This window comes from Stenotrophomonas sp. NA06056 (assembly GCF_013364355.1).
Classification (GTDB): domain Bacteria; phylum Pseudomonadota; class Gammaproteobacteria; order Xanthomonadales; family Xanthomonadaceae; genus Stenotrophomonas.
Genome location: NZ_CP054931.1, coordinates 3,857,571 through 3,880,836, shown reverse-complemented (window position 1 = coordinate 3,880,836; position 23,266 = coordinate 3,857,571). Strand labels below are relative to the sequence as shown.

Genomic DNA, 23,266 nt, shown 5'->3' with positions numbered 1-23,266 from the left:
GGCCGCACTGAACCACGGAAGGCAACACCATGCAGGAAGCGCAGTACTGGCTTGGCGAATTCTGGACCGGCCTGAGCGTGCTCGATCTGATCGGCGGCAGCGTGCTGGGCACCCTGTTGGGGCTGGCGCTGGGCATCCTCACCTGGCGCTGGCTGCATCGACGCGGCTGGCTGCGCCGACAGCGGCGTTGGCATCACGGGCTGCTGGCCTCGTATGTGGTGCTGCTGCCGTTGCTGGTCGCGTTCTTCGGCCTGCAGCTGGGCTTCACCGCCGGCGCGCACCGCGCGCTGTTCAAGCAGCTCGATCACTTCCAGCCGCACCTGCAGACGATGGTGGAAGGGTGGAGCAGTGGCTTCACCGCTTCGCTGGAAGACGAGCGCATGCGTGCAGCGCTGCAGAGCCAGGGCACGGTGGGTGATGTTGCGGATTCGCTGGCCGCGATCTACCTGAGCGAGCATCCGTTGCCCGGCGCGGAGCGGCTCGGTGACGGGCCGATGGCGCGCGGCGTGGGCTGGGTGATTGGCAAAGTGCGCGCCGGATTGCTGCGCGCGATGGTGGAAGACACGCTGATCGACAAGGCCGGCACGGTCGGCCTGGAGCCGAAGATGGTGCGCGAGGCGCTGACCATGCGCATGGATGAACTGCTGCATACGCGTGGCGTGCTGCGGCTGGTGAAGGCGCAGATCAACGGCATGATGCCGGGCGTGTACCTGGGGCTGCTGCTGCCACTGGTGATCATTGCGCTGCTGGTGGCGCTGGAGATCTGGGCCGCGTATCGGTTCGGGTGGACGCGGCAGGTGGCGCCCAGCGCTCCTGTAGAGCCGAGCCCATGCTCGGCTCATCGCGCGTAGCGCGAGGGCGGATAGAACAGCAGCCGAGCATGGGCTCGGCTCTACATAGTCAAAGGCGTGCGGACCAACGGTCCGCACCCACCCGCTGCCCGGTCAATCGCCGTCCTGTTCGTCCGGGTGCGCCTTCCAGTAACCGGTCGAGCGGATCCAGTCGCGCTGCACGCCCAGGTGGCCTTCGATGAACTTGCGCATCATCCGTGCGCGCCGCGATTCGGTGGCGATCCAGTAGAACGCATCGCCGTCCGGCGCCTCGAAGTCGGTCAGCATGTCTTCCAGCAGCGTGCTGCTGGCCGCCGGGAAGCCATTGCGCTCCAGCCAGTGGATGCGCACGTTCTCGTACTGCGGCAGGTCCTGGCGCTCGTCCTCGTCGGCCACTTCGATGTACGCCTGCACTTCGGCGCCCTCGGGCAGCACGTCCAGCCAGCGCGCAATCGCCGGCAGCGCGGTCTCATCGCCAATCAGCACATAGGCGTCGTAGCTGTCGGCCACCACGAACGAACCGCGCGGGCCGCCGATCAGCAGCGTGTCGCCGGTCTGTGCACGCTCGGCCCACGGCCCGGCAATGCCCTGGTCGTGCAGCACGAAGTCGATGGCCAGTTCGCCGGTTTCGTGGTCCCACCAGCGCGGGGTGTAGTCGCGTGCCGGCGAAGGCTGCTTGCCGTCGGGGTAGCTGCGGCCCTCGGCGGTCAGCACCGGCAGCACCATCTCGCCGCTGTCGTTGGGGAAGAACAGCTTGATGTGGTCGTCGGCGCCGGGCGAATCGAAGCCGGCCAGGTCGTCGCCGCCCAGCACGATGCGGCGCATGTGCGGGGTGACAGTCTCGGTGCGCAGCACCGTCAGTTCTCGGAAGCGCACATCCAGGCGCAGGCGCGAGTTGTGATGTTCGGTCATGGGGGTACCTGTCGGAAGGTCGCGCGGGGGCGCGCGGCATGGGGGAAGACCTGGCTGGAGTCAGTCTGGCTGGGTCATGGAAAAGGGAGAGGACACGTTGCCGGCCTGGCCGTTCATCAGCGCCGACGCGCGCGACAGCAGCGCCGCCACCTGCTCGGCTTCGCCGTCGGCCCAGCGCCCGTGGTGGTGCACCAGCGCCAGCTTGAACTCGCGCAGCGCAGCGGCCAGCGGCGCCGGCAGCGAGGCCTTGGTGATCTCGCGGGCGCGGTCGAACGCGCGTCGCTGCGCCAATCGCACCTGGGTGCGCTGCACCTTCAGCTCGAACTCGCCGGCAGTGGTGATGCGGAACACACGGCGGCCGTCCACCTCTTCCGATTCCACCCAGCCGGCCTGCTCGAAGCTGGCCAGCAGCGGGTACATGGTGCCGGCACTGGGCGTGTACGCCTGCATGAACATCGTGCTGATGTGCTGCATCAACTCGTAGCCGTGGCGCGGCTGCTCGCCGATCAGCGCCAGCACCAGCAGGCGCAGGTCGCCACGGCTGAGCACGCGCGGCTGGCCGTTGCGGCGGGGTACCGCGGCATCGTCGGTGCGGTTCCTGGGGGAGGGGGATCGGCCCATTTCGATATATCGGTAACGTGTGCCGCAAACGATATATCGATAAGCCGAACCCGACAAGTACGGTTTCGGCCACAACGCTTGCCAGATCGGGCCACGCCGCCAGGTGCCGCAAGGGATCAGGGGACGACTGTGCGATGCGCAAGCCACCGTTGCGCGGCCCGACATCCGTATCGGGCCACGCAACGGCGCTGCGGGGTTTCGCCCCGGCCGGGGCGCAGCAGACGAGCGGCGAACCGCGGGAAGGGGCCTGCTCGCCGCTAACCGTGCGCAGCGGCCCCGTCCGCGTCGAGAGGCACGCGCGACACGTTGTCGCGGGTTCAGCGGCAGCGCATCAGACAACGCCGACACGGCGCCGGCCTTGCCCCACAACGGTCATCCGCAGCAGTAACACTGCGTCCTGCGCATGGGCGCAGCAGGCCGCAGGCGACAGCTGGCGCAGCCCTTGCAGGCAGCCACAGCGGCCTGCAGCAGTGCTTTGTCCCGCTGGTGGACGTCCCGGGACATGCCATGCAGACAGGGGTGGCATGCCTCCATACGCCAGCGTAGCCAAGTGACGAAAGGCCTTGGTGCGCTACACTTTGCGGTCTAGAAATCTATCAACAGTCGCGCGCGTGCGTGCGGTAATGGGAGCGCTAATGAACTGGTTGAACGAGGTGCTGAACAACGACCCGAATCCTGTGGAAACCCAGGAGTGGATCGAGTCGTTGAAGGCCGTTATTGATGTCGAGGGCCCCGAGCGCGCGCATCAGCTGCTGGAAGGCATGGTGGAACTGACCCGTCGTTCGGGTGCCTATCTGCCGTTCTCTCCCACTACCGAATACGTCAACACCATCGAGCCGCAGCTGGAGGCCAAGAGCCCGGGCAACGCCGAACTGGAATGGCGCATCCGTTCGATCATCCGCTGGAACGCGATGGCCACCGTGGTGCGCGCCAACCGCAAGCCGGGTGACCTGGGCGGCCACATCGCTTCGTTCGCCTCCGGCGCAACGCTGTACGACGTGGGCTTCAACCACTTCTGGCGCGCCCCCAGTGAGAACCACCCGGGCGACCTGCTGTTCATCCAGGGCCACAGCGCCCCGGGCATCTACGCGCGTTCCTTCCTGGAAGGCCGCATCAACGAAGAGCAGCTGGACAAGTTCCGCATGGAAGTGGACGGCGGCGGCCTGTCGTCGTACCCGCATCCGTGGCTGATGCCGGAATACTGGCAGACCCCGACCGTGTCGATGGGCCTGGGCCCGCTGGCCGCCATCTACCAGGCGCAGTTCATGCGCTACCTGGAAAACCGTGGCCTGATCGAGAAGTCCGACCGCAAGGTGTGGTGCTTCATCGGCGACGGCGAGAGCGACGAGCCGGAAACCCTGGGTGCCATCGCACTGGCTGGCCGTGAAGGCCTGGACAACCTGATCTTCGTGGTGAACTGCAACCTGCAGCGCCTGGACGGCCCGGTGCGCGGCAACGGCAAGATCATCCAGGAGCTGGAAGGCGTGTTCCGTGGCGGCGGCTGGAATGTCATCAAGCTGCTGTGGGGCGGTTACTGGGATGCCCTGCTGGCCAAGGACACCAATGGCGTCCTGAAGAAGCTGATGATGGAAACCGTCGACGGCGAATACCAGAACTGCAAGGCCTTCGGCGGCGCGTACACGCGCGAGCATTTCTTCGGCAAGTACCCGGAAACCGCCGCGATGGTGGCCGGTCTGTCCGACGACGACATCTGGCGCCTGAACCGTGGTGGCCACGACCCGCACAAGGTGTACGCCGCCTACCACCAGGCCGTGAACACCAAGGGCATGCCGACCGTGATCCTGGCCAAGACGGTCAAGGGCTACGGGATGGGCAGCGCCGGTGAGGCACTGAACCCGACCCACCAGACCAAGAAGCTGGACGACGAAGCGGTGCGCCACTTCCGCGACCGCTTCAACATCCCGGTGACCGACGCGCAGCTGGCCGATGGCCAGGTGCCGTTCTACCACCCGGGCCCGGATTCGCCGGAAGTGCAGTACCTGCAGGAGCGCCGTGCGTCGCTGGGTGGTTACCTGCCGCAGCGCCGCCGCAAGGCCGAAAAGAGCTTCAATGCACCGAAGCTGGAAAGCTACGAGCGCCTGCTGAAGAGCAGCGGCGAGCGCAGCTATTCCACCACCATGGCATTCGTGCAGAGCCTGAACATCACCCTGCGCGACAAGGAACTGGGCCCGCACATCGTGCCGATCGTGGCCGACGAAGCTCGTACCTTCGGCATGGAAGGCCTGTTCCGCCAGATCGGCATCTACGCGCCGTTCGGCCAGAAGTACAAGCCGGTCGACGCCGACCAGCTGATGTTCTACCGCGAAGACCAGAGCGGCCAGGTGCTGCAGCAGGGCATCAGCGAGCCGGGCGCGATCAGCTCGTGGATGGCGGCTGGTACCAGCTACTCGGTCAGCAACGTGCCGATGCTGCCGTTCTACATCTACTACTCGATGTTCGGCTTCCAGCGCGTGGGCGACATCGCCTGGCAGGCCGCCGACATGCGTACCCGCGGCTTCCTGCTGGGTGGTACCGCCGGCCGCACCACGCTGAACGGTGAAGGCCTGCAGCACGAAGATGGCTTCAGCCATCTGGTGGCCGGTGGTATCCCGAACGTGCGCAGCTACGACCCGACCTTCGGCTTCGAAGTGACGGTGATCCTGCAGCACGGCACCAAGGCGATGATGGAAGATCAGATTGACGAGTACTACTACGTCACCCTGATGAACGAGAACTACACCCACCCGGAAATGCCGGAAGGCGCGGCCGAAGGGATCGTCAAGGGCATGTACCTGCTGACCGACGCCGGCAAGCCGAAGAAGGGCGAGCTGCGCGTGCAGCTGCTGGGTTCGGGCACCATCCTGCGTGAAGCCATTGCGGCGGCAGAGCTGCTGGACAAGGACTTCGGCGTGACCGCCGACATCTGGTCCTGCCCGAGCTTCAACGAGCTGCGTCGCGATGGTTTCGACGTGGAACGTGCCAACCGCCTGCATCCGGAAGGTGAGCAGCGCAAGGCCTACGTGACCGAGCTGCTGGAAGGCCGCCAGGGCCCGGCGATTGCCGCCACCGACTATGTGCGTGCGTATGCGGACCAGATCCGCGCGTTCGTGCCGATGTCGTACACGGTGCTGGGTACGGATGGGTTTGGTCGTTCGGACACGCGTGCGAACCTGCGCCGGTTCTTCGAGGTTGACCGGTACTACATCGCGCATGCCGCGATTGCGGCGCTGGCGAAGGACGGGAAGATGACCGCGAAGGATGTGGCCCGGGCGATCAAGCAGTACAAGATTGATCCGGAGAAGGCTAATCCTGTTGGGGTTTGAAAGGTGTTTAAAGGTGGAGGGTGCGACACGCCCTCTACCTTTATCTCGCTCTTTCTAAATGTCCGGAAATCCCCTTGGGGTTCAACACATTTTCTTTGGAGTAAAGCGTGACTCGGGTTCCAATTCCAAAGCCGTGTTATTTAGATCAACTCAAGCGAATTCCGCGCCGCGTCCCCCCCCGTTGGGAGTCCCCAAACCAGGACCGTTACTATGAATGGGACGCGTATCACGGAGAGATTGAGGTCTATGATCGGCGTGGGAACCACCTTGGCGTGATCGATGCCATGACAGGGGATTTCCAAAAGGGCGCCGTACGAGGGAGGAAAATCGATGTCTCGTGAGCTTAGCTTTATAGACAAATGTATTCGCGGCCAAGAGCTACCTGACGGCATCGATGGTGCTGTGCAGGCGTGGCACGATGACGCGTCCATCGAAATGGAACTTTCTGAATACATTGGACTTACTGAAGAAGAGTATTCCGCTTGGCTGCTCGATTCCTCCGTAATACTCTCCGTAATTACCGCGCGTACGAATGGCCAAACATTTGACGAGTATATCAAGGGTGCTATGGCGCTGCCATTGGCCGCGAGAGGCCAAGGTCTATCGGAGAACAGCCCGGTCGTTAAATGGCTGCGCAGAACGGGACGAATAAAGTGAAAGGGGTCGATCTCTGTGACTCTGCAAGAAACATTGCAGCTATTCTGCTTGCGAGACATGGTTCAACAGTCCCCGTTGATGTAATTGGGATTATTAAAAATTATGCTGAGCTAGAGATCGTACCCATTCCTTTCCAGTTTGATGGGATTGTGCTTGATATTGGATGTGGGGCTCGCCCTCGAATAATTATTAATTCGAGAATTCCCGGTGCTAGGATGCGATTTACCGCTGCCCACGAGTTAGGACACGTTATTATTCCGTGGCATCGGGGCGTATTCTTGGATGATGAGTCACTTGACACCTCTCAGCGAATTGCCAATGTCGATGCTTATATTGAGATGGAACGTCAGGCGAATGCTTTTGCTTCTGAATTGTTGATGCCCAAAGCGTGGTTGGCTCAGCTAATAAATGAGATGGAAGCGTCTGATGTTCATCTTTCCTTGATTGATCAGGCGCAGGTTTCGCCCCAAGCTGCTGCTATTAATTTGATTAAGGCGCTCCCTCCAGGCCATGTATACGCCGTCACCGACGATTCGGACATGGTGCTGAATGCCGGAAGGTCAGATGGCACTCTGGCAGTGGCTCCTGAGTGGCAAGTGCAATTGCCGTCTAATTCGTACGAATATGCAGAGAGATACAGAAGTTTTAAAAGGGCTGGAAGTACGTACCATTGGTGGTGTTTGCCGGCCAGTGTGGGTGAGGAAGGCTCCAGTGCATCTTTGGTGGACTGGCGGACAATCCTCGATGAAATTGTTGGTGACTTGGTATCCGATCAAGACGCGGCAAAGAAATTTAAGTTAAAGGTTAATGGGGTTGTTGGGTTCGTAAATAGCCAGTGTCGGCGGAATACGGTTTCATCTCAGGGTGCTATTCGTGCCGCAGTGATCCAGCGATTCAATGATCGGGCTGAGTATGCATCGTTCGCAAAGCATTCCAAGTTTTCTGATTTTGTAGCTTCTCGAGTGCACTCGCTCGCTGTAGATTAGTCGCTGCCGGTGGTGCGAAATCCCGTTTGTGGTAATGCCCCGCCGGACGCCGCCCAAGCCATTTCGTTTGTGCTATGTAGAGAGAGCTGAGTGGGATCATTGTTAGTGCTCTTATCACACGCTATGTTGCGCTGGGACATAGTGCATGAGCCGTTCCTATTCCGTTTCAATAACGGCTTGGTCGTGCCAGTCGCGACTACACAGGATTGATGCGCAGCTACGGCTGCGTCTTGAAGTAGGAATCCATCCCACACGGCCTAAAGCAGAACGGCATGATTGGATGCGTGATCAGAACGCTGAGAGAGCAGTGCGTGCCCCGGCATTGCTTCGAGAGCCATACCCGTGTATCGCGGCTAATCGTTGACTTGATCGCTTTACGACCAACAGCGCCCTCGCCAAGCGCTGAAGATGAAAACACCTAGGGCGGCCTGCGCCGCTACATTAACCGCAATGACCTGAGTAAAAGCCGGTAGGCCACCGCAAAAAGTTATGTTTCTTGACGGGCTCGATCTAAAGTCTCATGGCAGATAATGCTGCCATGAGAAGGAAGATCACCCCAACTTTTCAGCGTAGTTCGCGCGTACATTCTTGTTGATATACGCATTCAAGCCGTTGCCCGCTCCTGCAAGAGAAATCATTGCATGCACATGGGCTATGCCCGGCCGGCTTGCGTCATACCGATACGAGCCCCCCTTTGTGAAGTTCACCACGATCCAGTCGGGTCCAAACTCATATGAGTGGACGCCGGAATCTCCATCAATATCAGAATAAAGCGGCATGCGACCTCCCTGATTGCTGGCGATAATCTAGACAGGATCACAAATAAGGCGAAAAATGTCTCCGGGACATTCCTGTTGGCGACGCAAGTCCTTATAGCGGTGGTACTTCTTCTGTTTATCAGGTCGACTTGCAGCTGTCAATTGATGCCTTGAGCCATCGACGGCTACTTCCCTCTGTCGTGTGCTCGATCAAAGCATGGAACCAGACCTGCGAAGTCATCGGCACGCTAATCAATTAAATCCTATTCTCTAATTTAGCGACTATTCCACATTATTCTGAAGATTGAGAAGGAGCTTAGGCCGTTTGGAGGCCAGCTCTTCATCAAAAAACGTGCGAAATGAGATGACGTTTGAATCGTGGTGATACAACGACTCATTGGTCTTCATCTTCAACGACTCCGGCACCACCAGTGTGATCTCTGCCTTTCGTAGATCTGCAAGTGCTTCCTTCGAAACCCGGTCATCCACCGTAGCCAGGAAGATTGCACAATTGAAGCGTTCGTGGGTGATCTGCTTCCATCGCTCGCGTAGAGTCGTCTTGGCCGAAAGAATGGCTGCGTCTTCATATCGCCGCTGCGTGTCCAGGGCGACCGTCGCCTGATCAGGCAGGACGAAGTCCGGCCGTCGCTGGCCAAGAATTGCCTGCGCCTCGAACCTCACTCCCCCCTCCTTCAACATGGCGGCCAGATGGGTCTCAAATGACTTTCCAGCACGGCTCTTCCGCTGTTGGCTCGCAGAGAGAAATATCGAGTTCAAGGACGCGAAACCGCGTACAGCTGCAGTCGCAGACCGATCATGCTGGGCTATAACTTTGGCGACTTCTACTGCCCTCATGCGGAGCTCATGTCGGCGGTAGATTGAAAACTCGATGTCCCTGCTTACGCGCATGAGAGCGTCGCCAGGCTTTTTGATATCCCATGGGTTGAACGTCTTCGACCTCACAGATCTGAGGAAATCCAACCGCGCCTCATCCGCAAGCACAAGCGAATCAGGAAGCTTCGAGTACTTCGCAACGAGCGTCTCGACGGTGCCAGTCCTGATCGCGGCATCGATCTCGCTGATCAGTTCCGCAGCTTCGTCCGACTCGATGGCCGAGGCGCGTTTGAACTTCGATGGATCGAAAAGATCGAAGTGGAAGTTCGCTTGGATGTCGAGGCGACTCTCAAGCATTTCCGCTTCCGTAGATGCTGAGTCGATCACCATGAACCAGTGATGCGCATCCCCTTCAGGCTCTTCAAGCGTCCCGCCCAGAAGCCATGATGCGGGGTTGAGGCCAGCAAAAAGCTCTGCGGGAATCCTCGTGAAGTGGCACTCAGAGCCCTTGTTGCTGTAGTACTTGATACCTGAGTCGCTCCTGACCTCACCGGTTTGAGGCCAGAAGGATGGGCAGTCAGCTTCCAGGATATGCGGGATGTCTTCCCGGGCATGAAGCTTCGGAAAAAATTCAGACTCGCGTACGGCGCGGGGCACATAGAAGCCATACTGATGGCCGCCACCCTCATTAGCCCACGATGCATCATTGCGCGAGAGTTTTTTCAGAAACAGCTTGCCGCTGCGGCCGACAAAGGACTCCATCAGCGACCACTGGTCTGAGCTCTGCTCCAGAAAATCCATGTCCACGTTAGTTCTTCCTCAATGAGCTGTTTGTCGTAGTGTCCCGGCAAAGTGATCTAGAAATGAAGCCTGCTCAAGGGCGGTCTTGCCGCGCAGGGAGCACTCCCATACGGTCAGCACCCGCCAGCCCAGGGCTTCAAGCTCGGCGGTAACGCGCAGATCCCGGATCCTGTTCTTGCCAATCTTATCTGCCCAGAACTCCGGGCGCGTCTTCGGCAGTCGGTATAGCGGACAATCATGCCCATGCCAGAAGCACCCGTGGACGAACACCACGGTCCGATACTTAGGCAGCACGATGTCTGGTCTGCCAGGCAGCTTTGCACCACCCAGTCGATACCTTAGCCCTCGAGCATGGAGGCCCTTGCGGACAAGGACCTCCAGCTTGGTGTTCGAACCACGGATCCGCGACATCTGCGCGGACCGCTGCTCCGGGGTGAGGCTGTCGACCAAGGTCAGGCCTTGGCCTTCTTCTTAGCCGGCTTTGCCGGCTCCGAATCAGCCTTATGGAGCAGGTGAGGAACCATGATGCGGGCGACTTCAGCGATCACCGGCACAACCACCGAGTTTCCGAACTGCTTGTAGGCACGGGTATCGGAGACTGGAATGCGGAAGTTGTCATCAAAGCCCATCAGACGGGCGCACTCGCGCGGCGTCAGGCGACGCGGATTCTTCTTCGGGCCTTGGGAAATGAGGATCTCCGAACCATCCTTGTAGTAGCGCGCGGAGAGCGTACGGCAGGTACTTTCAGGGGTCACCAGACCGAAGCCGAAGCCATTGCCCTTGTCACGGTGCTTGGCCGCATAGTTCTGCAGGTACTCCCACAGCTTGTCCGAGAGCGTGTACTTGTCCAGTACCTTGCCTTTCGTGCCACCGATGTAGGGTTGATCCTCGCCCTCGCTGCCATCCTGCTTGTGCAGGACTGAGCCCATACGGGGCGAGGTGCCGAAGTCAGGCAGTTGCAGGTCGTCCCACGTGAAGGCGGTCTCTTCGCGGAAGCCCACGATGATGATTCGTTCGCGGTGCTGGGGACCAAAGTGCTTGCCATTGATGACCTTGGCCTGCACATGGTAGCCAAGCTCGTTCTTGAGCACGTCCATGATCGTTGAGAACGTGCGGCCCTTGTCGTGGCTCATCAGATTCTTCACGTTCTCCAGAAGGAAAGCGCGAGGACGCTTGGCGTCAATGATGCGCGCCACGTCAAAGAACAACGTGCCTTGGGTCTTGTCCGAGAAGCCATGCGGACGGCCGAGGGAGTTCTTCTTGGACACACCCGCGATCGAGAACGGCTGGCAGGGGAAGCCCGCCAGCAACACGTCGTGATCTGGCACGTCGTTCTCATGAACCTTGGTGATGTCCGACTCGAAGACGTGATCCGGACCGTCGTGGAAGTTCGCCTTGTATGTCTTTACCGCGTAGGGGTCCCATTCGCTGGTGAATACACAGCGGCCGCCCTGCTTCTCGAATGCGGTACGGATGCCGCCGATGCCGGCGAACAGATCGATGAATCGGAACTGGCCCTGGCCCGAAGGCGGCTCGCCGAAGGGCAGCAGACGCTGGCGAATGGCATCTGCAATGTAAGGCTTGGGTTCGGTCTCGCGCAGCTGCCAGCGGCGGACCGTCTTCGGATCAACTCCCAGTGCCTGGGCGACCTCCTTGGGGCTGAAGCGCTGGAGGGAGAGGTCGATCAGTTCGTACGCGTTCATGGGTGCTCCGGGAATTCGGGGGACAGTATGTCCAATTTCTTCCCGTGGGTGAAGTGGGGCAATCAGGGCTTGCCTCGGCACGCTGTCGGGGCAACGCCTCTAGAGAAGGGTGGTGGGGCTCGTCGGTCCAGTCCGAAACGCATGTCGGCTTGAGAAGCCGGGGGCATCTTCCACCGGGTCGATCTCAAAAGCTGAGACCCATCATTTCCGAGGAGCGGTCGGCGCTACTTGGGCCAACTCTGCCAACCACCCGCCCGATGCCTGCTCGAGCTTCTGGCCCGACAGGAGCTTCAGGATCTCTGGTGAGATCTTCTGACCCTCCTCACCATAAGTGCCAAGTCTGGAAAAGATCGATACCGGCAGCTCCCGGAATCCAACGGTTCCAGTCCCAGTGATGGTCGTGTGCTTGGCGGATTTTCGCAGGGGTTTCCGTTCGATCAGATCGATCTTCTGGCGTGTCATCTCAACCCCAATGACGGCAGCACGCTCGCGCAACTGTCTGTTGTTGAAGAGATACATGGGCTTGACCGTGATGTCGCGGACGGGTTTCACAATGATCATGTGCGCAGGCCTCAGGCCGGCATCGGACATGAACCTCATCATGCGCAACTCGCCATCGTTCAACCCGAAGTTGTCGCCTGACCCCATAGGGAACTTATGCTTGAGTTCGAGCATCCAGAGTTCCTCACGGAATAGACAGATCCTGTCCAGGTTCCACGTGCCGATGAAGAATGGCTGCAGCAGGAAATTCACAAGGAGCCGCGGAATCACCAGCTGCGTCCAGATCTGCTCAGTACTGAGCGCCTCGGCAAGGAATCCCCAGATGGCTGTGTTCTGGCGCACCTCATTCTTGACATCTGGTGCGACGGCTTGGTACCTCGGCTTTCGTCCGATATCCCGAACCAGATCCGCCAGAGGCCGTCTTGGCGTCAAGTGCTTCGAATCCCACAGACTGGCATGGAAATCATCGTTGATCAGCTCAAGGTGATACACGGTGAATACCTTTGCGAGAGCGTCAAGGTAACGTCGTTGTCCAGGCTGAGTGCCCCGGAGCCACACGAAAGCGACTGGAGGAGATCCGGCCGTGGGGGATTTAACAACGAACGTTTCCAGGTCCAGAAGCTGCAGACCACCATTCGATTCAGTCGCCGCGTGTTCGAACATTTGATCGAAGGCGCGTTCAACGACCATGCCCTCGAGAACCTGATGTTTGTCCCACTTCAAAATCTCGTGTGCCAGATCGCGATCAGTGCGATCAAGTGAACTGAAGGTTCCCCAAGGAGTTTCGTCCATCATGCTTCGACGTACCTGTCATTTTTCGACAGGATAGCGCCAGAAGCTGTCGCATACGGCACTTAGCCCGATCTAAAGGGTTCACCCCCGTTTTCACGGCCACTTACAAGAAGGCCGATCCAAGCCATAAGGAGTGTTCATGTCAAAGCGTAGGAAGTTCAGTGCCGAGTTCAAGCGCGGTGCGGTTGAGCAGGCGAGCCAGCCCGGTGTCACCTGCGCCCAGGTGGCCCGGGAGATCACCAATCCCATCAACATGAGCGTGGTGGTGATAACTACGGGCGGCACCCTCATGGGCAGCGCTGCGGCAGCACCGCCGCATCGCACCAGACCCGCAGCGTAGGAGGCACTACCCGCGCACCTGCAGGCACGCACTGGCCTGCGCCGTTAGCGCCACACAAGCCATCTTCAACCCCTCCATCACCCGATCCCCCAGGTACTCCTCGGGCGCACCGTTCTGCCGCGTCCGCTCCGCAGCCAACATCAGCTCCGCCACCACACGCAGACCGGCCAGCGCGCAGTCCGCATCCGCCAGTTGAAGGCATCGACCCGGCAGTTGATGCCGTTCCGGCCAAGGCTGGCCGTCGGCAGCCGCACCGGTTCCGATGCGGCGCAGCGTGGCAACGAAGGTGTTGGGATCGACGGACGGTTCGCGCTCGGCTTCAGCGTTGTTCGGATCGTACTGCGCGTGCAGGGAACGGAAGTCCGATGTGTTCATGGCAATGCTCCGTACAGGACAGATAGCAGCGCCACCAATAAAGGCGGCGGACGGTGCGTGGCTCGAAAACCGGTAAGTACCAGACCGGCGGGCACGAAGGCCCCCACGCACCGCCCGCCATGGAACGCGAACGGATTGCCAGCCGACGCCACACGAAAGGTGACGCCGGCTGGCAAGCGCATACATCTGGTACATAGACGGGTTTTCGAGTCCCGCGCCACCCTTTTTCGGTGGCACGCCAAGAGATACCCGCGTATTGGCCAAATGCCAAGAAACTGCAGAACTGATGATTGCCAGTCCTGACGCTTTCGGAATTGTCGCACACGGTGTTAAGCCGGCAAGCGATTGCGCCGCAACGGTCTTGAAGGGCTTGGCGCTATTGGCCCCAAGCGCAGGATGCCCACAGCCTGCCCCACGGCGTAGGACCAATTACGACAGATTGGAGCAGCCCTTCAGCCGGGCGGCGCCTCGGCCGTGGGCACGAAGGTCAGACGGACCCGAACCCGCGCGTGCTGCGCGACGCCCTCAACCACCACCGGTTCGAAGCGCCACTGGTCCACTGCGGTAAAGGCCGCACGATCAAACTCCCGCAATCCGCTGGACCGCATCACCATCACGTTGGAAACGTGGCCCAGCTCATCCAATTGAGCAACCAGCAGCACCACCATGGGAATCTGCAGGAAGGTATCGGGCGGCGTGGCCGGGGCCGTTGAATACACAACGGCAGGCGCCTCCTGCAGCTCGAAAGTGGGGTTGTCACCGCGCTCTACGAACACTTCAGTGGAAACCTGCGGGTCTGCCGCCATGGCCATGGCAGATGTGGCGCCCAGCAGCGTCAGAACGAGGTTCAGTGCCAGGGCGGTGTTCAAACGAAGCATGCGTGGTTTCCATTCTGGTGCGCTGCCAGCATAGCGGCCATCCCCTGGCATCGCTTGCCTTGAATGCCGGCGTGCCGGACTGCTGTGCGGTTCACACAGGCACGCGCGGGCGTGGCCACAGCGCATCGTCGCGCTCCAGGTCGTAGTCGCTGCCGAAGGCCAGTGCTGCTTCGCGTGGTGGGAGGTCTGTGTAGCAGCGCAGCAAGTACTCATCCATGCCGGCATCGCGGTGGTCGATGGCGAACAGGTGGAGGAGCTCTTTGTCGAAGGCGTCCAGCCATGTGGGGTCGATCTTGGTCATGGTGATCCTCCGGTGGGCTGGAGAGGATGAACCTGGCGTATCTCATATGCAGGGATTCAACGCCCGCGCATCTCAATTACCACTTGGACCCGCACACGTACCCGCACGGCTGCACCTTGCTGCTCGGTGGGTGCGAATCGCCACTGTCGGAGTGCATCCAGCGCCGCGCAATCCAGTTCCCCCACACGCGTGGACGTCGCAACCATCGCGTGCCTGCCATCTCCAGAACTTGCACGCGCAATGTTCTTCGGCAGGGCATCCGCATCCCCCCCCTGGGTTGTGTGAAGCCAGTTCAGGTCCTGCCGGCCGGTGCGGTGTATAAACTGCCGACAAGTGAGTGCCCGAATGGGAGGAATGGATGCGACACCTACTGAGGCCATGGATGGTGATGCTGCCCCTGCTTATGGGCGGCTGTGGCACCCAGGCCCCCCAGATGTACGGCGATGGCTTCCCCATCGCCAAGCCGATGGATCTGGTCCACGCGGGTGCGACGGTAGAGGCGCGTTTTGAGCTGCCGCCGCCCTGGGAGAAAGACCCCAAACCTCGCACGTTCCTCATCGGCTTCCGTACCGGCGGGCCGCCCAAGCGCCCGGACATGAAACCGGGGGATGTCGACTTCCTTGAAGACGCCCGGATTCCCCTGAAGGTGCAACTGTGGAAGCTGGATGGTGGCACCGAGACGCCCATCACGCTGCAGGAGTTGAATCGTGATCTGCCCGCTGCCGGGCAGGGCAGCCGATATCAGCCGGCCAGGGGCGATGTGTTCGAATACAGGAATGCCGTCGGCGCGGATTCGAACAGTCTGGTCAATGCAGGAAAGTACGACATGTCACTGGCCTACCGGGAATACGAGGTGGCCCGTGCCGATTCCGGGGATCTGACGGCGGGGAAGTACCGGCTGAAGGTGACCAATCTTCAGGGCAACCCAGACGTTGCACATCTCAACATCGAGCTTCTCGTCGCCAACTACAACGTGAAATAGGACTATGGACAGTCAATCGAACAGTGCAGCCACACCCCAGGAAGGCAAGAAGGGGCCTTACACCGTCACGGTCTACCTCGCGGCACCGGGAACTCCTGTTGCAAGCAAGGAGGGCGCGTCGCACTCATCATCGGCAGGCCATGCCTACTTCATGGTTGCCGATGGTGACAAGAAGGACGGGTACGGGTTCTCGCCGATAAAAACAGGGATCACTGGGCCGGGGCACGTGGTCAAAGGGGAATTCGAGACCTACCAGAACCCTCGGTTTTCCTACACGATCGAGATCACCAAGGACCAGTACGACACGTTGAAGGCGTACGGCGAGGCTGGCGTCAATCGCGATCAGGACCGTTTCAATCTCTACTACAACGGTTTGTCGAACAGCTGCGTCGATTACGTATGGACAGGCCTTGGTCAGGCCGGCCTGCGACCCAAGCTCGAGAAGCCCGATCCCGGCTTCGAAGGGACGATGAAGGTGCTTCCGAACATCGATGCGCTGAAGAGCATCCCAAAGCCGTTCCCCGACAGCAAGCTCAATTCGACGCATGAGAATCCGCTTCCCAAGAAGCAAAGCACGCTGCAGAAGCTGTTGACCGAGGTGGATGGCGAACTTCCGCAGGAGCGGGTGGCGGCACTGTCGCCGGAATCGCAGCAACTGTTCGATCGCATGCGATTGGACTTGCCTGAGAAGGTGAGCGATGCGCAGGTGATGTCAGCGATGGTTGCTGCGCGGGAGAACGGCATTCACCAGCCGCAACAACTGCGTGATGTGGTGCTGCAGGAAGAGAAGATCTTCGTGATGGGCACGACGCCTGGCTTCAGGGCCATGGTAGATCTGAACCAGCCTCAACAAAGCCTTGAGGAAGGGGTGGTCCGCAGTCAGCAGATCGACACGCGGGTGACTGAGCAGACGCGTCAGGAAGCGCAGCAGCGTGAAGCGGCGGCGCAGACGGCTGGTGGCATGCAGATGGGCTAGTTGTGCGGCGCGTAATCTGTCGCGTGGCCCTTATCAGGTCTGCGTGCGGCTGCTTGCACCGGTACCGGAATTGCAGTCCTATCTACCGGCACTGTTGGCCGCGTACTCACGCAGGCCAGAATGAGATCGAAAACATCAATGCGTTCGCGGCCCAGTCGGCACTCCTCCGCCTGCCTCGACGCAGTGCGGAGGAGTGAGCGGCTCAGGTCTCAGCCATGGGGTGCTGCGTTCGCGGCAGCTCCGGTGGGCGGCTGCCATGGCTCATCACCTCGCGTACCTGGTGTTCCTGTGCGTAGAACTGGTTGGCACAGTCCTGCGCCTCGCGCGCGTAGTCCTGCATCACGCCAATCACCGCATTGCTGGCATCGCGCTGCAGGTCCACCGCAGTAAGATGCCGTATGCCGCCGTGCATGAACGCCACGGACGTCACCTGCGCCACGCATACCTCCACCCGTGTCGGCCCGAAGCGCACCGCGCCTTCGGCCAACGTGCCATTGCCGGCGTACGCGTTGCCGGCCACGCGCTGGCCGCGGTGATAGGTGCCCAGGTAGCGGATGCGGTACAGCGTGGATTGGAAATCGACCCGGTTCCATAGTTTGTGGGCGGAGGCCATCGCGAACTGTGCCGAAGAGATGAAGGCCAGCGCTACCAGGCCCACCATTGCATTGCCGCTGCTGCGTGCGTACACGAAGGCCAGAACCACGCCGACGACGCCCAGCAGCAGGCCGAACAGTCCCAATGCCAGCAGCGGTTGCTGACTGGGCGACTGCCACGCGGCACGGAATGCCTCGACCAGCCCCGATGCGCTCTGGTCGGCACGCACGGTCGGCTCTTCTTCCACCAGCAGCTCGCCATCGAAACTGTCCTTGCTGACGTTGTGCTCGTGCACATAGCGATGATGGGGTTGCGGAATGCGGCTGGAGAGGCGCTGCAGAAGGCCGCCGCTCAGGTCGGCCATCTGCATTTTCTCGTCTACGATGTGCCGCGCCGCCGAGGCGCTGTAGCTACCGGTCTGCGAGATCAGCGCCACGGTGAACAAGGCGCTGGCAATGAGCCCGCTGCCAAGCACGGCCAGGGTGGGCAGCACGACGGTGGAAACGGCGAACGGTGGGGCGGGGACCTGCACCGGCGAGAGCGTGATGGCCAGCGGGCCGGCAATGGAGATCAGCAGCAATGTGACGATGGCCGGCCAGCGCGGCGCCGGCACGGGGCTGTTGGCCGCACCCATCGCGCCCTTGCGGATGGCCGAGAGCGTGGCGAAGGGCCGCAGCACCATCACCGAGATCAGGAAGTAGAAGCCGGCCATCCACGCGAAGGCGGCCGGTTGAGCGAACACCCACGCCAGGCCGAAGCTGACCAGCAGCGCGGCCAGGTAGACCGCCCGCTGCAGCTGTACCTCGGCGTGCCAGCGGATGGTGGGTGGTGCATTGATCAGCTGCGGCACCAGGCCATAGAACATGGACAGCAGCGCGCCCTCGGGACGCTGGCCCACCGGAATACCGTTGTTGATGACATTGAGCAGGTAATGCCGGTGGTGGGTTTCGTCACCCGGCAGGGCAATGAGACCCGACTCCCCGGGAACCACGGTGAAGCGGAAATAGCGCATGGCCTCGCGGATGTGCACGCCGCCGAACAGCAGCAGCGTAATGCCGGTGGCCATGCGGCCGACGGCACCGATTCCCATGCTGCGAACCTGATCGGCATTGGTAACGCTGAGCAGCAGGATGAGGCCAAACAGCAGCGCGAATGCACCCAGTGCGAGATGCAGCGTGTTTGGCAGTCGCATGGGATTGATGGTGACGGCCTGTGCAGGCGGCGTGCTGTACTCGGTGCTCATCGGAATCTCGAAAGGACGCTCGAACGGCAATAGCGGCCGTCTTCTGGGAATCTTGAGAGAGTCAAAGGCCTGGCAACTTGATGGGCCCCAGACTCAACCCATACTCGCCGCGCGCCCCCTCACTTCCTGCTGCATCTGTTTCTCCTGCGACTGCTGCTCAAGCTCACGGCTCATCGCACGCTGCTGCGCTTCCTGGCTCACGCTTTCGTACTGCTGCAGCGATTGCTCGACAGGCGTCTGCACTGCCTGCGCCGTTGGCATAGAGGCCCGTGCATGTGACGGGTCATTCAACTCGCCCTGCACCAGAAACACCGTGTGTCCCGCAGGGTTCTGCGCGGTCGCATTGCTCAGCACCACGTGGTCCACGCGTGACAGATCGTTGTCCTTGGCCAGCACCAGCAGGCTGGCGCTCATCCGTTCGCTGATCGCATCGAAGCTGCGCCCGTGCTTGGCATCCAGTGCCGCAACACCGTCGCGTATCTGCTCGTACAGAGCGTGATCAGGGTGACCCGGCATTTGCGGGCCGCCTCCGGTCCGGGATTCCTCCACCGCCTTGCGAGCGTGGTCGTGCACTGCATGGGCCGGGTGTTCCTGCTCCTGTGTCACGGCGGGAACGGTCGAGTGTTCGCGTTGCTGCCCGTCCATCTGCGGCAGGGGAGCAGACGGCGACCGATGGACCGATTGAATACGCGCCATGTCCTCCACGGTGGTGGTGGAGGTCAGCACCATGCGGTTGCCCGCGGCAGTGCCGAACGAGGTAATCGCACTATCCGGGCTGGGCGCGTGCGTGGGTCGGGCATCAGCTCCAATGTGATGTCGGCCTGTTTTCCAACGGCGGCAAGATTCTGTTCAACCGCGGCCGTGGTGGCGGCAAGCTGCTCCTCGGTGCGTTGGATGCCATGTTTCGCGTACAGCGATTCCACCTGGCCGCGCACGCCCTCAGGCGCGATGTGCACGGTGGCCTTGATCTGCTCGGCCATCCTGCCCATGTCTGCAATGCCGGCGTTCTGGCTCTGCCAGGTGATCTCCAGCTCATCGCCGACGTTGCGATTGGCCTGGCTGTTGTAGACCACGCCTTCGTGCAGCCACTGGCCATCCGCGTGGCGGCTGTAGCTGCGGCCGTCGCTTGCGCGCAGGGTATCGGCGCTGTCCTGCGCATCGCGGATGGCCTGCGGAATGGACGGGTTCTGGGCGTCGCCGAAATCACCCCAGCGGCCCTGCTCGTGGGCCACCATGTAGCGCGCGGCCACGGCCGCTTTGGTGTTCGCTGCGTTCTGCGCGATCACTGTGCGCGACTGCTCATCCAAGGCGGGTTCGCTTTCCGGCGGAACAGGCTCGCGTCGAGTGATGGGTGTGCGCCCGTCCACGACTTCCTTGATCTCCAGCGCCCATTGCCGCGAGGCGGTGTCGCGGACGAATGCCCTGCCGGTCTCGAACGCGCCGGGTGGCGGTTCGCTCACGCCATTGGCGCTCAGTCGGTAAGGATCCCGTGGCGGCGGCAGGTTGGCCAGGCCCAGCTCGTAGGAGGCACGGGCGGCCTGCCAGTTCAATTGGCGCTCCAGCGTGCCAGTAGCCACATAGTCGGCGCGGAAGGTGACATCGTCGCCCCGAGCCGTCTGCACTGGCCGCACCTCCACGCCTGTACCCAGATCAGCGCTCTGCACCTGCTGTTGCTCGGCGTTGCGCAGCCAGCGGCCATCCGGGTCTGCCGGGTTGCGCGTCCAGGTACGCTGCAATGGATCCTGCTGGATGTAGACCCGCTCGATATCCTTCTGTTCGGCCCACTTTTCACCCAGATGGGCGCCCAACACGCCACCACCGATGCCAGCGACGACAGCGCCGGGGCCCGTCCACGACCCGGATACGAGGCCAATGCCTGCACCTGCTGCGAAGCCGCCCAGCGCACCGCCCAGGTTGCGGCCGACGAAATGCGCCGAGGTGGAATCTGCACCGGCGGTGTTGCCTTGCGAGTTCAGCTCAACCCATTTGTGGCCGGAGGTGGCGAAGTCGTGCGCCATAAGGGCGACGCCGGCCACGCCAAGTGCTTTCATGCCGGGGTTCACACCGTGAGGTACCGCCTCGGCTACTGCCATGCCCGGAGGCCCGCGCGGCGCGCCCGGCTGCAGCGGCGAATGCGGAGTTGGCTCAGGCAGATCGGCGAACAGACGCGGGCCTGTAGACAGCGCCGAGCGAGCAGCGACCCATTCCGCGCGGGTGGTCGACATCTCGTGCAGGCTTAGGGCGCTGTAGTCGTGCAGGGGCTTCTCGAAGAGGGTCTTGCCCATGGCGTCATAGCCATCGATGGGCTTCAGGTGCAAGCGTACCTGGGCCACGTCGACCGCTTGGCCAGTATTGGCGGTGGCGTGCTGGGCCAGGGTGCGCTCGAGGGTTTGGTACTCGGCGGCTGACTGGCTCACGAAGGTGAGCGGGTCGGCACCGAAGGCGCTTACGGGGTAGCCGTTGACGCGGAGTTGGGGGTGTTCGAGGGCGGTGGGCAGCTCGAAGTTGCTGAACCCACGGTTGGCGGGCGCTCCGTCTACGAAGGCGACAAGTGGCTTGCCGGTGGCGATGGCGTTTTCGAGGAACTGGGAGCTGCCGGCGTTCCACATCATGTCCTGGAGCGCGCCAATGCCGGTGCCCATCGGCTTGAAGCCCCGGGCATCCATGAAATCTTGAAACTTGCCTGCAACCGCATGAAATTCTGGATGGGCTGCGGGATTGTTGCCTACCTCTTCAATGTACTTGCCCCAGGGCGTATCCCCGATGATGCCTGTGCTTCCCTGCAGATCTTTACCGTAATCCGTCGCGTTGAAATAGTTCCCCTTTTTTGCCCTGTCAGTACCGGAGAACACCACATAGTCAACGCCGGACGGTAGCTCAGCAGGAAAACTACGGAGCTTTGAGTTGACGAACTCCTCGTAGCTCGTTAGCTGATCGGGGCCGGAGCCCGGGGATTTCAGATAGTCGACAATCTCGGCCTTCTGCTGGTCCGTGAGGCGCGCCCTGGTGGTCACATCTGTGGCAGGTACCAACGTCGTCAGCGCGAACTTATCAAATGAAAACTGAGGCATATCACCCAACCTCGGCTCGCTGCTGCGGAACAAAAAGACTGGCCAGGAGTACCACTTCATCGCGTAGGAGTAGGCTGTCTTCAGGTAACGCGATACCGAGTTGGATCAATGAATCAACCCGACAAAAGGCGATGTAACGAATGCTCTCAAAAATGCTGGGTTGATTGGAGAACACGTTCAGTAGTCCCTGCGCGACAGCGCGGATGAACGAAGTGGTATCGTCTGAATTCTCGATATCTCTCTTAAAATCAATGATCGATTCCAACACTTCACTGGCGCTAAGGTCCAGTGTGCAAAGACGCTCGTGTCCGCTGCCCTGAACCGAAAGAGTTTCAGTGCCAAGGATTCCGAGCGACGCAACCCGCTCTCCGTCACGACGGAAAGTGTATTGGTACTCAATGGCTTCGCTTCCGTCGGGCAGAGTTGCCGGTAGAATCCGTGGAAAAGAAATTCTTACTGCACTCGATGCGTCGAATGCGGAGTTGGAATCCGGCCTGAATTCAATGGACATTCTATTTCTCTGGAGGTGATGGTTGTATCGCACCTTCACTCTGCGGGCATCCGCCTGCAGGCAGTGTCGCTGCGTAGAGTCCGGTCTCACGTCATGGGCCGCAACACCGATTTCCGCGAGAGCGGTCGTGAGGAGTTGCCGCCGAGTGTGGTCTTCACAAAGTCATCGAAGATGATTTTGCTCATGGCATATGACCTCGGCCGCCGAGTACAGGGACGTCGATACTGGCCAGCACAATGGAACCGTCGTCTCTTTGGGCGACGTTTGCAGGCACTGGGACCTGCGATTCCATTAGTGCATTTGGGCTGGTCACCGCCAGGTACCTTAGGGCCTCATCGTTGTCAGTCCGACCGGCAAATGACAGTACGAAGCCTTGCGCGAGGCCTTGGAGATAGGTGAAATCGTCATCGACACTACCCAACGTCTGCTTGTATGTCAGCATGGCGTGGATGACCTGAGCTTGCCTAAGGTCAAATACGAAGGCGTGGACAGGGCGACCCACATCTTGGGTCATTTCATCCCACCCATCGAACCCTACTCCGCCTACCCGCGAATCTCCTCGATAGATGGCGAACTGATACTCGGTTCCGTGCCGGCCGTCAGCCAGCACAGTCGGTCCAATTCTTGGACGAGGGATCTCTGTTTCGCTGATTGGATCGAGCGAGGAGTAGGGCTTGGCTTGGAAGTGGAAGGGCATCTCAATTCCTGCATTTCGTGGTGAGACTACTGGTAATGACCAGTCAAACTGGCCAATCGGTGTCCACAAGAACAAGGAGGGATTCGGCATCGATAACAGACCGGTCGCCCTTGATGCAGAGTGACATCGGACCGTTGGTCCTGCCGGTGACAGATACGTTGCCGGATGTAACAGCCAGCAACATGTTGAACCGCGCTGGACGCACACGGCGCATGGTCAACCCAAAACGGACTGTGCGAGGGCTTGGACGTTCCGCGTCTGCATAGCCGCTTGCATAGTTTCGAGCCAATAACCACAGTGGTCGCGGTCTGAAAGCCTGGTCCACGCAGGCGTTCATTCAACGGCAGCAGTGTCGGCGGCCTCATGATGAGGTCCATAAGCAAGTCCATTGCTTCACATGCGTCAACTATACGAGGCGTCCCTGCTGTACTCCACACTCCGGCTCGCTGACGCACCGTACTGCTCCCTGGTTCACACATTCAGCAAGCCAATCCCGTCACCCAGGCCGCCTCCACCTGCCCGCGAACCCACCTATGCGATCATCCGGCCAGGACCGCAGTACCCAACAAGGCTGAGCAGG

21 protein-coding genes and 1 pseudogene are annotated in these 23,266 nt (G+C 60.8%); 7 read left to right on the top strand and 15 right to left on the bottom strand.

The window, feature by feature from the left end:
- Positions 1–29: 29 nt before the first annotated feature.
- Positions 30–851 (top strand): hypothetical protein, encoded by an 822-nt coding sequence (locus tag HUT07_RS17555; RefSeq protein WP_176021993.1) that lies wholly within the window; start codon positions 30–32, stop codon positions 849–851.
- 93 nt (positions 852–944) lie between these two features.
- On the opposite strand, the gene HUT07_RS17550 is transcribed toward HUT07_RS17555, so the two are convergent.
- Both HUT07_RS17550 and HUT07_RS17545 read right to left on the bottom strand, forming a co-directional pair.
- Positions 945–1,742, bottom strand: a complete 798-nt coding sequence (locus tag HUT07_RS17550; protein ID WP_176021992.1) for a siderophore-interacting protein — start codon at positions 1,740–1,742, stop codon at positions 945–947.
- A gap of 60 nt (positions 1,743–1,802) precedes the next feature.
- Positions 1,803–2,363 (bottom strand): PadR family transcriptional regulator, encoded by a 561-nt coding sequence (locus HUT07_RS17545; RefSeq protein WP_176021991.1) that lies wholly within the window; start codon positions 2,361–2,363, stop codon positions 1,803–1,805.
- 635 nt (positions 2,364–2,998) lie between these two features.
- Between HUT07_RS17545 and aceE the strand changes: the two genes are divergently transcribed.
- The 3 genes from aceE to HUT07_RS17525 all read left to right on the top strand — a co-directional run bounded on the left by aceE (position 2,999) and on the right by HUT07_RS17525 (position 7,329).
- Positions 2,999–5,686 (top strand): pyruvate dehydrogenase (acetyl-transferring), homodimeric type, encoded by a 2,688-nt coding sequence (aceE, locus tag HUT07_RS17540; RefSeq protein WP_100554575.1) that lies wholly within the window; start codon positions 2,999–3,001, stop codon positions 5,684–5,686.
- Positions 5,687–6,016: 330 nt separating this feature from the next.
- Positions 6,017–6,343 (top strand): hypothetical protein, encoded by a 327-nt coding sequence (locus HUT07_RS17530; RefSeq protein WP_176021989.1) that lies wholly within the window; start codon positions 6,017–6,019, stop codon positions 6,341–6,343.
- Positions 6,313–7,329: an ImmA/IrrE family metallo-endopeptidase gene (locus HUT07_RS17525; protein ID WP_176021988.1), complete on the top strand. Its 1,017-nt coding sequence runs from the start codon at positions 6,313–6,315 to the stop codon at positions 7,327–7,329. Before HUT07_RS17530 ends, HUT07_RS17525 begins: the two co-directional genes overlap by 31 nt.
- A 551-nt stretch (positions 7,330–7,880) precedes the next feature.
- Here HUT07_RS17525 and HUT07_RS17520 read toward each other — a convergent pair.
- The 5 genes from HUT07_RS17520 to HUT07_RS17500 form a co-directional block, all read right to left on the bottom strand.
- Positions 7,881–8,108: a hypothetical protein gene (locus tag HUT07_RS17520; RefSeq protein ID WP_176021987.1), complete on the bottom strand. Its 228-nt coding sequence runs from the start codon at positions 8,106–8,108 to the stop codon at positions 7,881–7,883.
- A gap of 261 nt (positions 8,109–8,369) precedes the next feature.
- Positions 8,370–9,722 (bottom strand): type II restriction endonuclease, encoded by a 1,353-nt coding sequence (locus HUT07_RS17515; protein ID WP_254898940.1) that lies wholly within the window; start codon positions 9,720–9,722, stop codon positions 8,370–8,372.
- 18 nt (positions 9,723–9,740) lie between these two features.
- Positions 9,741–10,172, bottom strand: coding sequence for a very short patch repair endonuclease (locus HUT07_RS17510; RefSeq protein ID WP_176021985.1), 432 nt, complete (start codon positions 10,170–10,172; stop codon positions 9,741–9,743).
- Positions 10,173–10,174: 2 nt separating this feature from the next.
- Positions 10,175–11,425: a DNA (cytosine-5-)-methyltransferase gene (dcm, locus tag HUT07_RS17505; RefSeq protein WP_176021984.1), complete on the bottom strand. Its 1,251-nt coding sequence runs from the start codon at positions 11,423–11,425 to the stop codon at positions 10,175–10,177.
- Positions 11,426–11,626: 201 nt separating this feature from the next.
- The gene (locus HUT07_RS17500; protein WP_176021983.1) at positions 11,627–12,721 is read right to left on the bottom strand and encodes a hypothetical protein; all 1,095 of its coding nucleotides are present in this window, start codon (positions 12,719–12,721) and stop codon (positions 11,627–11,629) included.
- Between the two features lie 136 nt (positions 12,722–12,857).
- Here HUT07_RS17500 and HUT07_RS17495 point away from each other — a divergent pair.
- Positions 12,858–12,953 (top strand): annotated as a pseudogene (locus HUT07_RS17495) (transposase); the annotation flags it as partial.
- Between the two features lie 111 nt (positions 12,954–13,064).
- On the opposite strand, the gene HUT07_RS17490 reads toward HUT07_RS17495, so the two are convergent.
- From HUT07_RS17490 to HUT07_RS17480, 3 genes are all read right to left on the bottom strand, one after another.
- On the bottom strand, positions 13,065–13,433 hold the full coding sequence (locus tag HUT07_RS17490) for a hypothetical protein (protein ID WP_176021982.1): 369 nt from the start codon (positions 13,431–13,433) through the stop codon (positions 13,065–13,067).
- Positions 13,434–13,885: 452 nt separating this feature from the next.
- Complete coding sequence (locus HUT07_RS17485; RefSeq protein ID WP_176021981.1) at positions 13,886–14,311, bottom strand: energy transducer TonB; 426 nt, start codon at positions 14,309–14,311, stop codon at positions 13,886–13,888.
- Between the two features lie 91 nt (positions 14,312–14,402).
- Positions 14,403–14,612, bottom strand: coding sequence for a hypothetical protein (locus HUT07_RS17480; protein ID WP_176021980.1), 210 nt, complete (start codon positions 14,610–14,612; stop codon positions 14,403–14,405).
- Between the two features lie 388 nt (positions 14,613–15,000).
- Between HUT07_RS17480 and HUT07_RS17470 the strand changes: the two genes are divergently transcribed.
- Together HUT07_RS17470 and HUT07_RS17465 are read left to right on the top strand one after the other, a co-directional pair.
- Positions 15,001–15,594 carry a hypothetical protein gene (locus HUT07_RS17470; RefSeq protein WP_254898890.1) on the top strand — a complete coding sequence of 198 codons (594 nt, stop codon included), beginning with the start codon at positions 15,001–15,003 and terminating at the stop codon, positions 15,592–15,594.
- Positions 15,595–15,598: 4 nt separating this feature from the next.
- A complete protein-coding gene (locus HUT07_RS17465) occupies positions 15,599–16,570 on the top strand; it encodes a lytic enzyme (protein ID WP_254898889.1) in 972 nt (323 codons plus the stop codon).
- Positions 16,571–16,772: 202 nt separating this feature from the next.
- Here the strand turns inward: HUT07_RS17465 and HUT07_RS17460 are convergent, their stop codons facing one another.
- From HUT07_RS17460 to HUT07_RS17440, 5 genes are all read right to left on the bottom strand, one after another.
- Positions 16,773–18,407 carry a hypothetical protein gene (locus tag HUT07_RS17460; protein WP_176021977.1) on the bottom strand — a complete coding sequence of 545 codons (1,635 nt, stop codon included), beginning with the start codon at positions 18,405–18,407 and terminating at the stop codon, positions 16,773–16,775.
- 93 nt (positions 18,408–18,500) lie between these two features.
- Positions 18,501–19,136, bottom strand: coding sequence for an XVIPCD domain-containing protein (locus tag HUT07_RS17455; RefSeq protein WP_254898888.1), 636 nt, complete (start codon positions 19,134–19,136; stop codon positions 18,501–18,503).
- The gene (locus tag HUT07_RS17450) at positions 19,127–21,478 is read right to left on the bottom strand and encodes a hypothetical protein (protein WP_176021976.1); all 2,352 of its coding nucleotides are present in this window, start codon (positions 21,476–21,478) and stop codon (positions 19,127–19,129) included. The genes HUT07_RS17455 and HUT07_RS17450 overlap by 10 nt, the downstream gene beginning before the upstream one ends.
- Position 21,479: 1 nt before the next feature.
- Positions 21,480–21,989, bottom strand: a complete 510-nt coding sequence (locus HUT07_RS17445; RefSeq protein ID WP_176021975.1) for a hypothetical protein — start codon at positions 21,987–21,989, stop codon at positions 21,480–21,482.
- 181 nt (positions 21,990–22,170) lie between these two features.
- Positions 22,171–22,686, bottom strand: coding sequence for a hypothetical protein (locus HUT07_RS17440; protein ID WP_176021974.1), 516 nt, complete (start codon positions 22,684–22,686; stop codon positions 22,171–22,173).
- Positions 22,687–23,266 lie beyond the last annotated feature (580 nt).

What these genes read in the sequence shown, in the direction of transcription:
- HUT07_RS17555 (WP_176021993.1), top strand. Translation starts at nt 30, where the DNA reads ATGCAGGAAGCGCAGTACTGGCTTGGCGAATTCTGGACCGGCCTGAGC.
- HUT07_RS17550 (WP_176021992.1), bottom strand. Translation starts at nt 1,742, where the DNA reads ATGACCGAACATCACAACTCGCGCCTGCGCCTGGATGTGCGCTTCCGA.
- HUT07_RS17545 (WP_176021991.1), bottom strand. Translation starts at nt 2,363, where the DNA reads ATGGGCCGATCCCCCTCCCCCAGGAACCGCACCGACGATGCCGCGGTA.
- aceE (WP_100554575.1), top strand. Translation starts at nt 2,999, where the DNA reads ATGAACTGGTTGAACGAGGTGCTGAACAACGACCCGAATCCTGTGGAA.
- HUT07_RS17530 (WP_176021989.1), top strand. Translation starts at nt 6,017, where the DNA reads ATGTCTCGTGAGCTTAGCTTTATAGACAAATGTATTCGCGGCCAAGAG.
- HUT07_RS17525 (WP_176021988.1), top strand. Translation starts at nt 6,313, where the DNA reads ATGGCTGCGCAGAACGGGACGAATAAAGTGAAAGGGGTCGATCTCTGT.
- HUT07_RS17520 (WP_176021987.1), bottom strand. Translation starts at nt 8,108, where the DNA reads ATGCCGCTTTATTCTGATATTGATGGAGATTCCGGCGTCCACTCATAT.
- HUT07_RS17515 (WP_254898940.1), bottom strand. Translation starts at nt 9,722, where the DNA reads ATGGATTTTCTGGAGCAGAGCTCAGACCAGTGGTCGCTGATGGAGTCC.
- dcm (WP_176021984.1), bottom strand. Translation starts at nt 11,425, where the DNA reads ATGAACGCGTACGAACTGATCGACCTCTCCCTCCAGCGCTTCAGCCCC.
- HUT07_RS17500 (WP_176021983.1), bottom strand. Translation starts at nt 12,721, where the DNA reads ATGATGGACGAAACTCCTTGGGGAACCTTCAGTTCACTTGATCGCACT.
- HUT07_RS17490 (WP_176021982.1), bottom strand. Translation starts at nt 13,433, where the DNA reads ATGAACACATCGGACTTCCGTTCCCTGCACGCGCAGTACGATCCGAAC.
- HUT07_RS17485 (WP_176021981.1), bottom strand. Translation starts at nt 14,311, where the DNA reads ATGCTTCGTTTGAACACCGCCCTGGCACTGAACCTCGTTCTGACGCTG.
- HUT07_RS17480 (WP_176021980.1), bottom strand. Translation starts at nt 14,612, where the DNA reads ATGACCAAGATCGACCCCACATGGCTGGACGCCTTCGACAAAGAGCTC.
- HUT07_RS17470 (WP_254898890.1), top strand. Translation starts at nt 15,001, where the DNA reads ATGCTGCCCCTGCTTATGGGCGGCTGTGGCACCCAGGCCCCCCAGATG.
- HUT07_RS17465 (WP_254898889.1), top strand. Translation starts at nt 15,599, where the DNA reads ATGGACAGTCAATCGAACAGTGCAGCCACACCCCAGGAAGGCAAGAAG.
- HUT07_RS17460 (WP_176021977.1), bottom strand. Translation starts at nt 18,407, where the DNA reads ATGAGCACCGAGTACAGCACGCCGCCTGCACAGGCCGTCACCATCAAT.
- HUT07_RS17455 (WP_254898888.1), bottom strand. Translation starts at nt 19,136, where the DNA reads ATGGTGCTGACCTCCACCACCACCGTGGAGGACATGGCGCGTATTCAA.
- HUT07_RS17450 (WP_176021976.1), bottom strand. Translation starts at nt 21,478, where the DNA reads ATGCCTCAGTTTTCATTTGATAAGTTCGCGCTGACGACGTTGGTACCT.
- HUT07_RS17445 (WP_176021975.1), bottom strand. Translation starts at nt 21,989, where the DNA reads ATGTCCATTGAATTCAGGCCGGATTCCAACTCCGCATTCGACGCATCG.
- HUT07_RS17440 (WP_176021974.1), bottom strand. Translation starts at nt 22,686, where the DNA reads ATGCCCTTCCACTTCCAAGCCAAGCCCTACTCCTCGCTCGATCCAATC.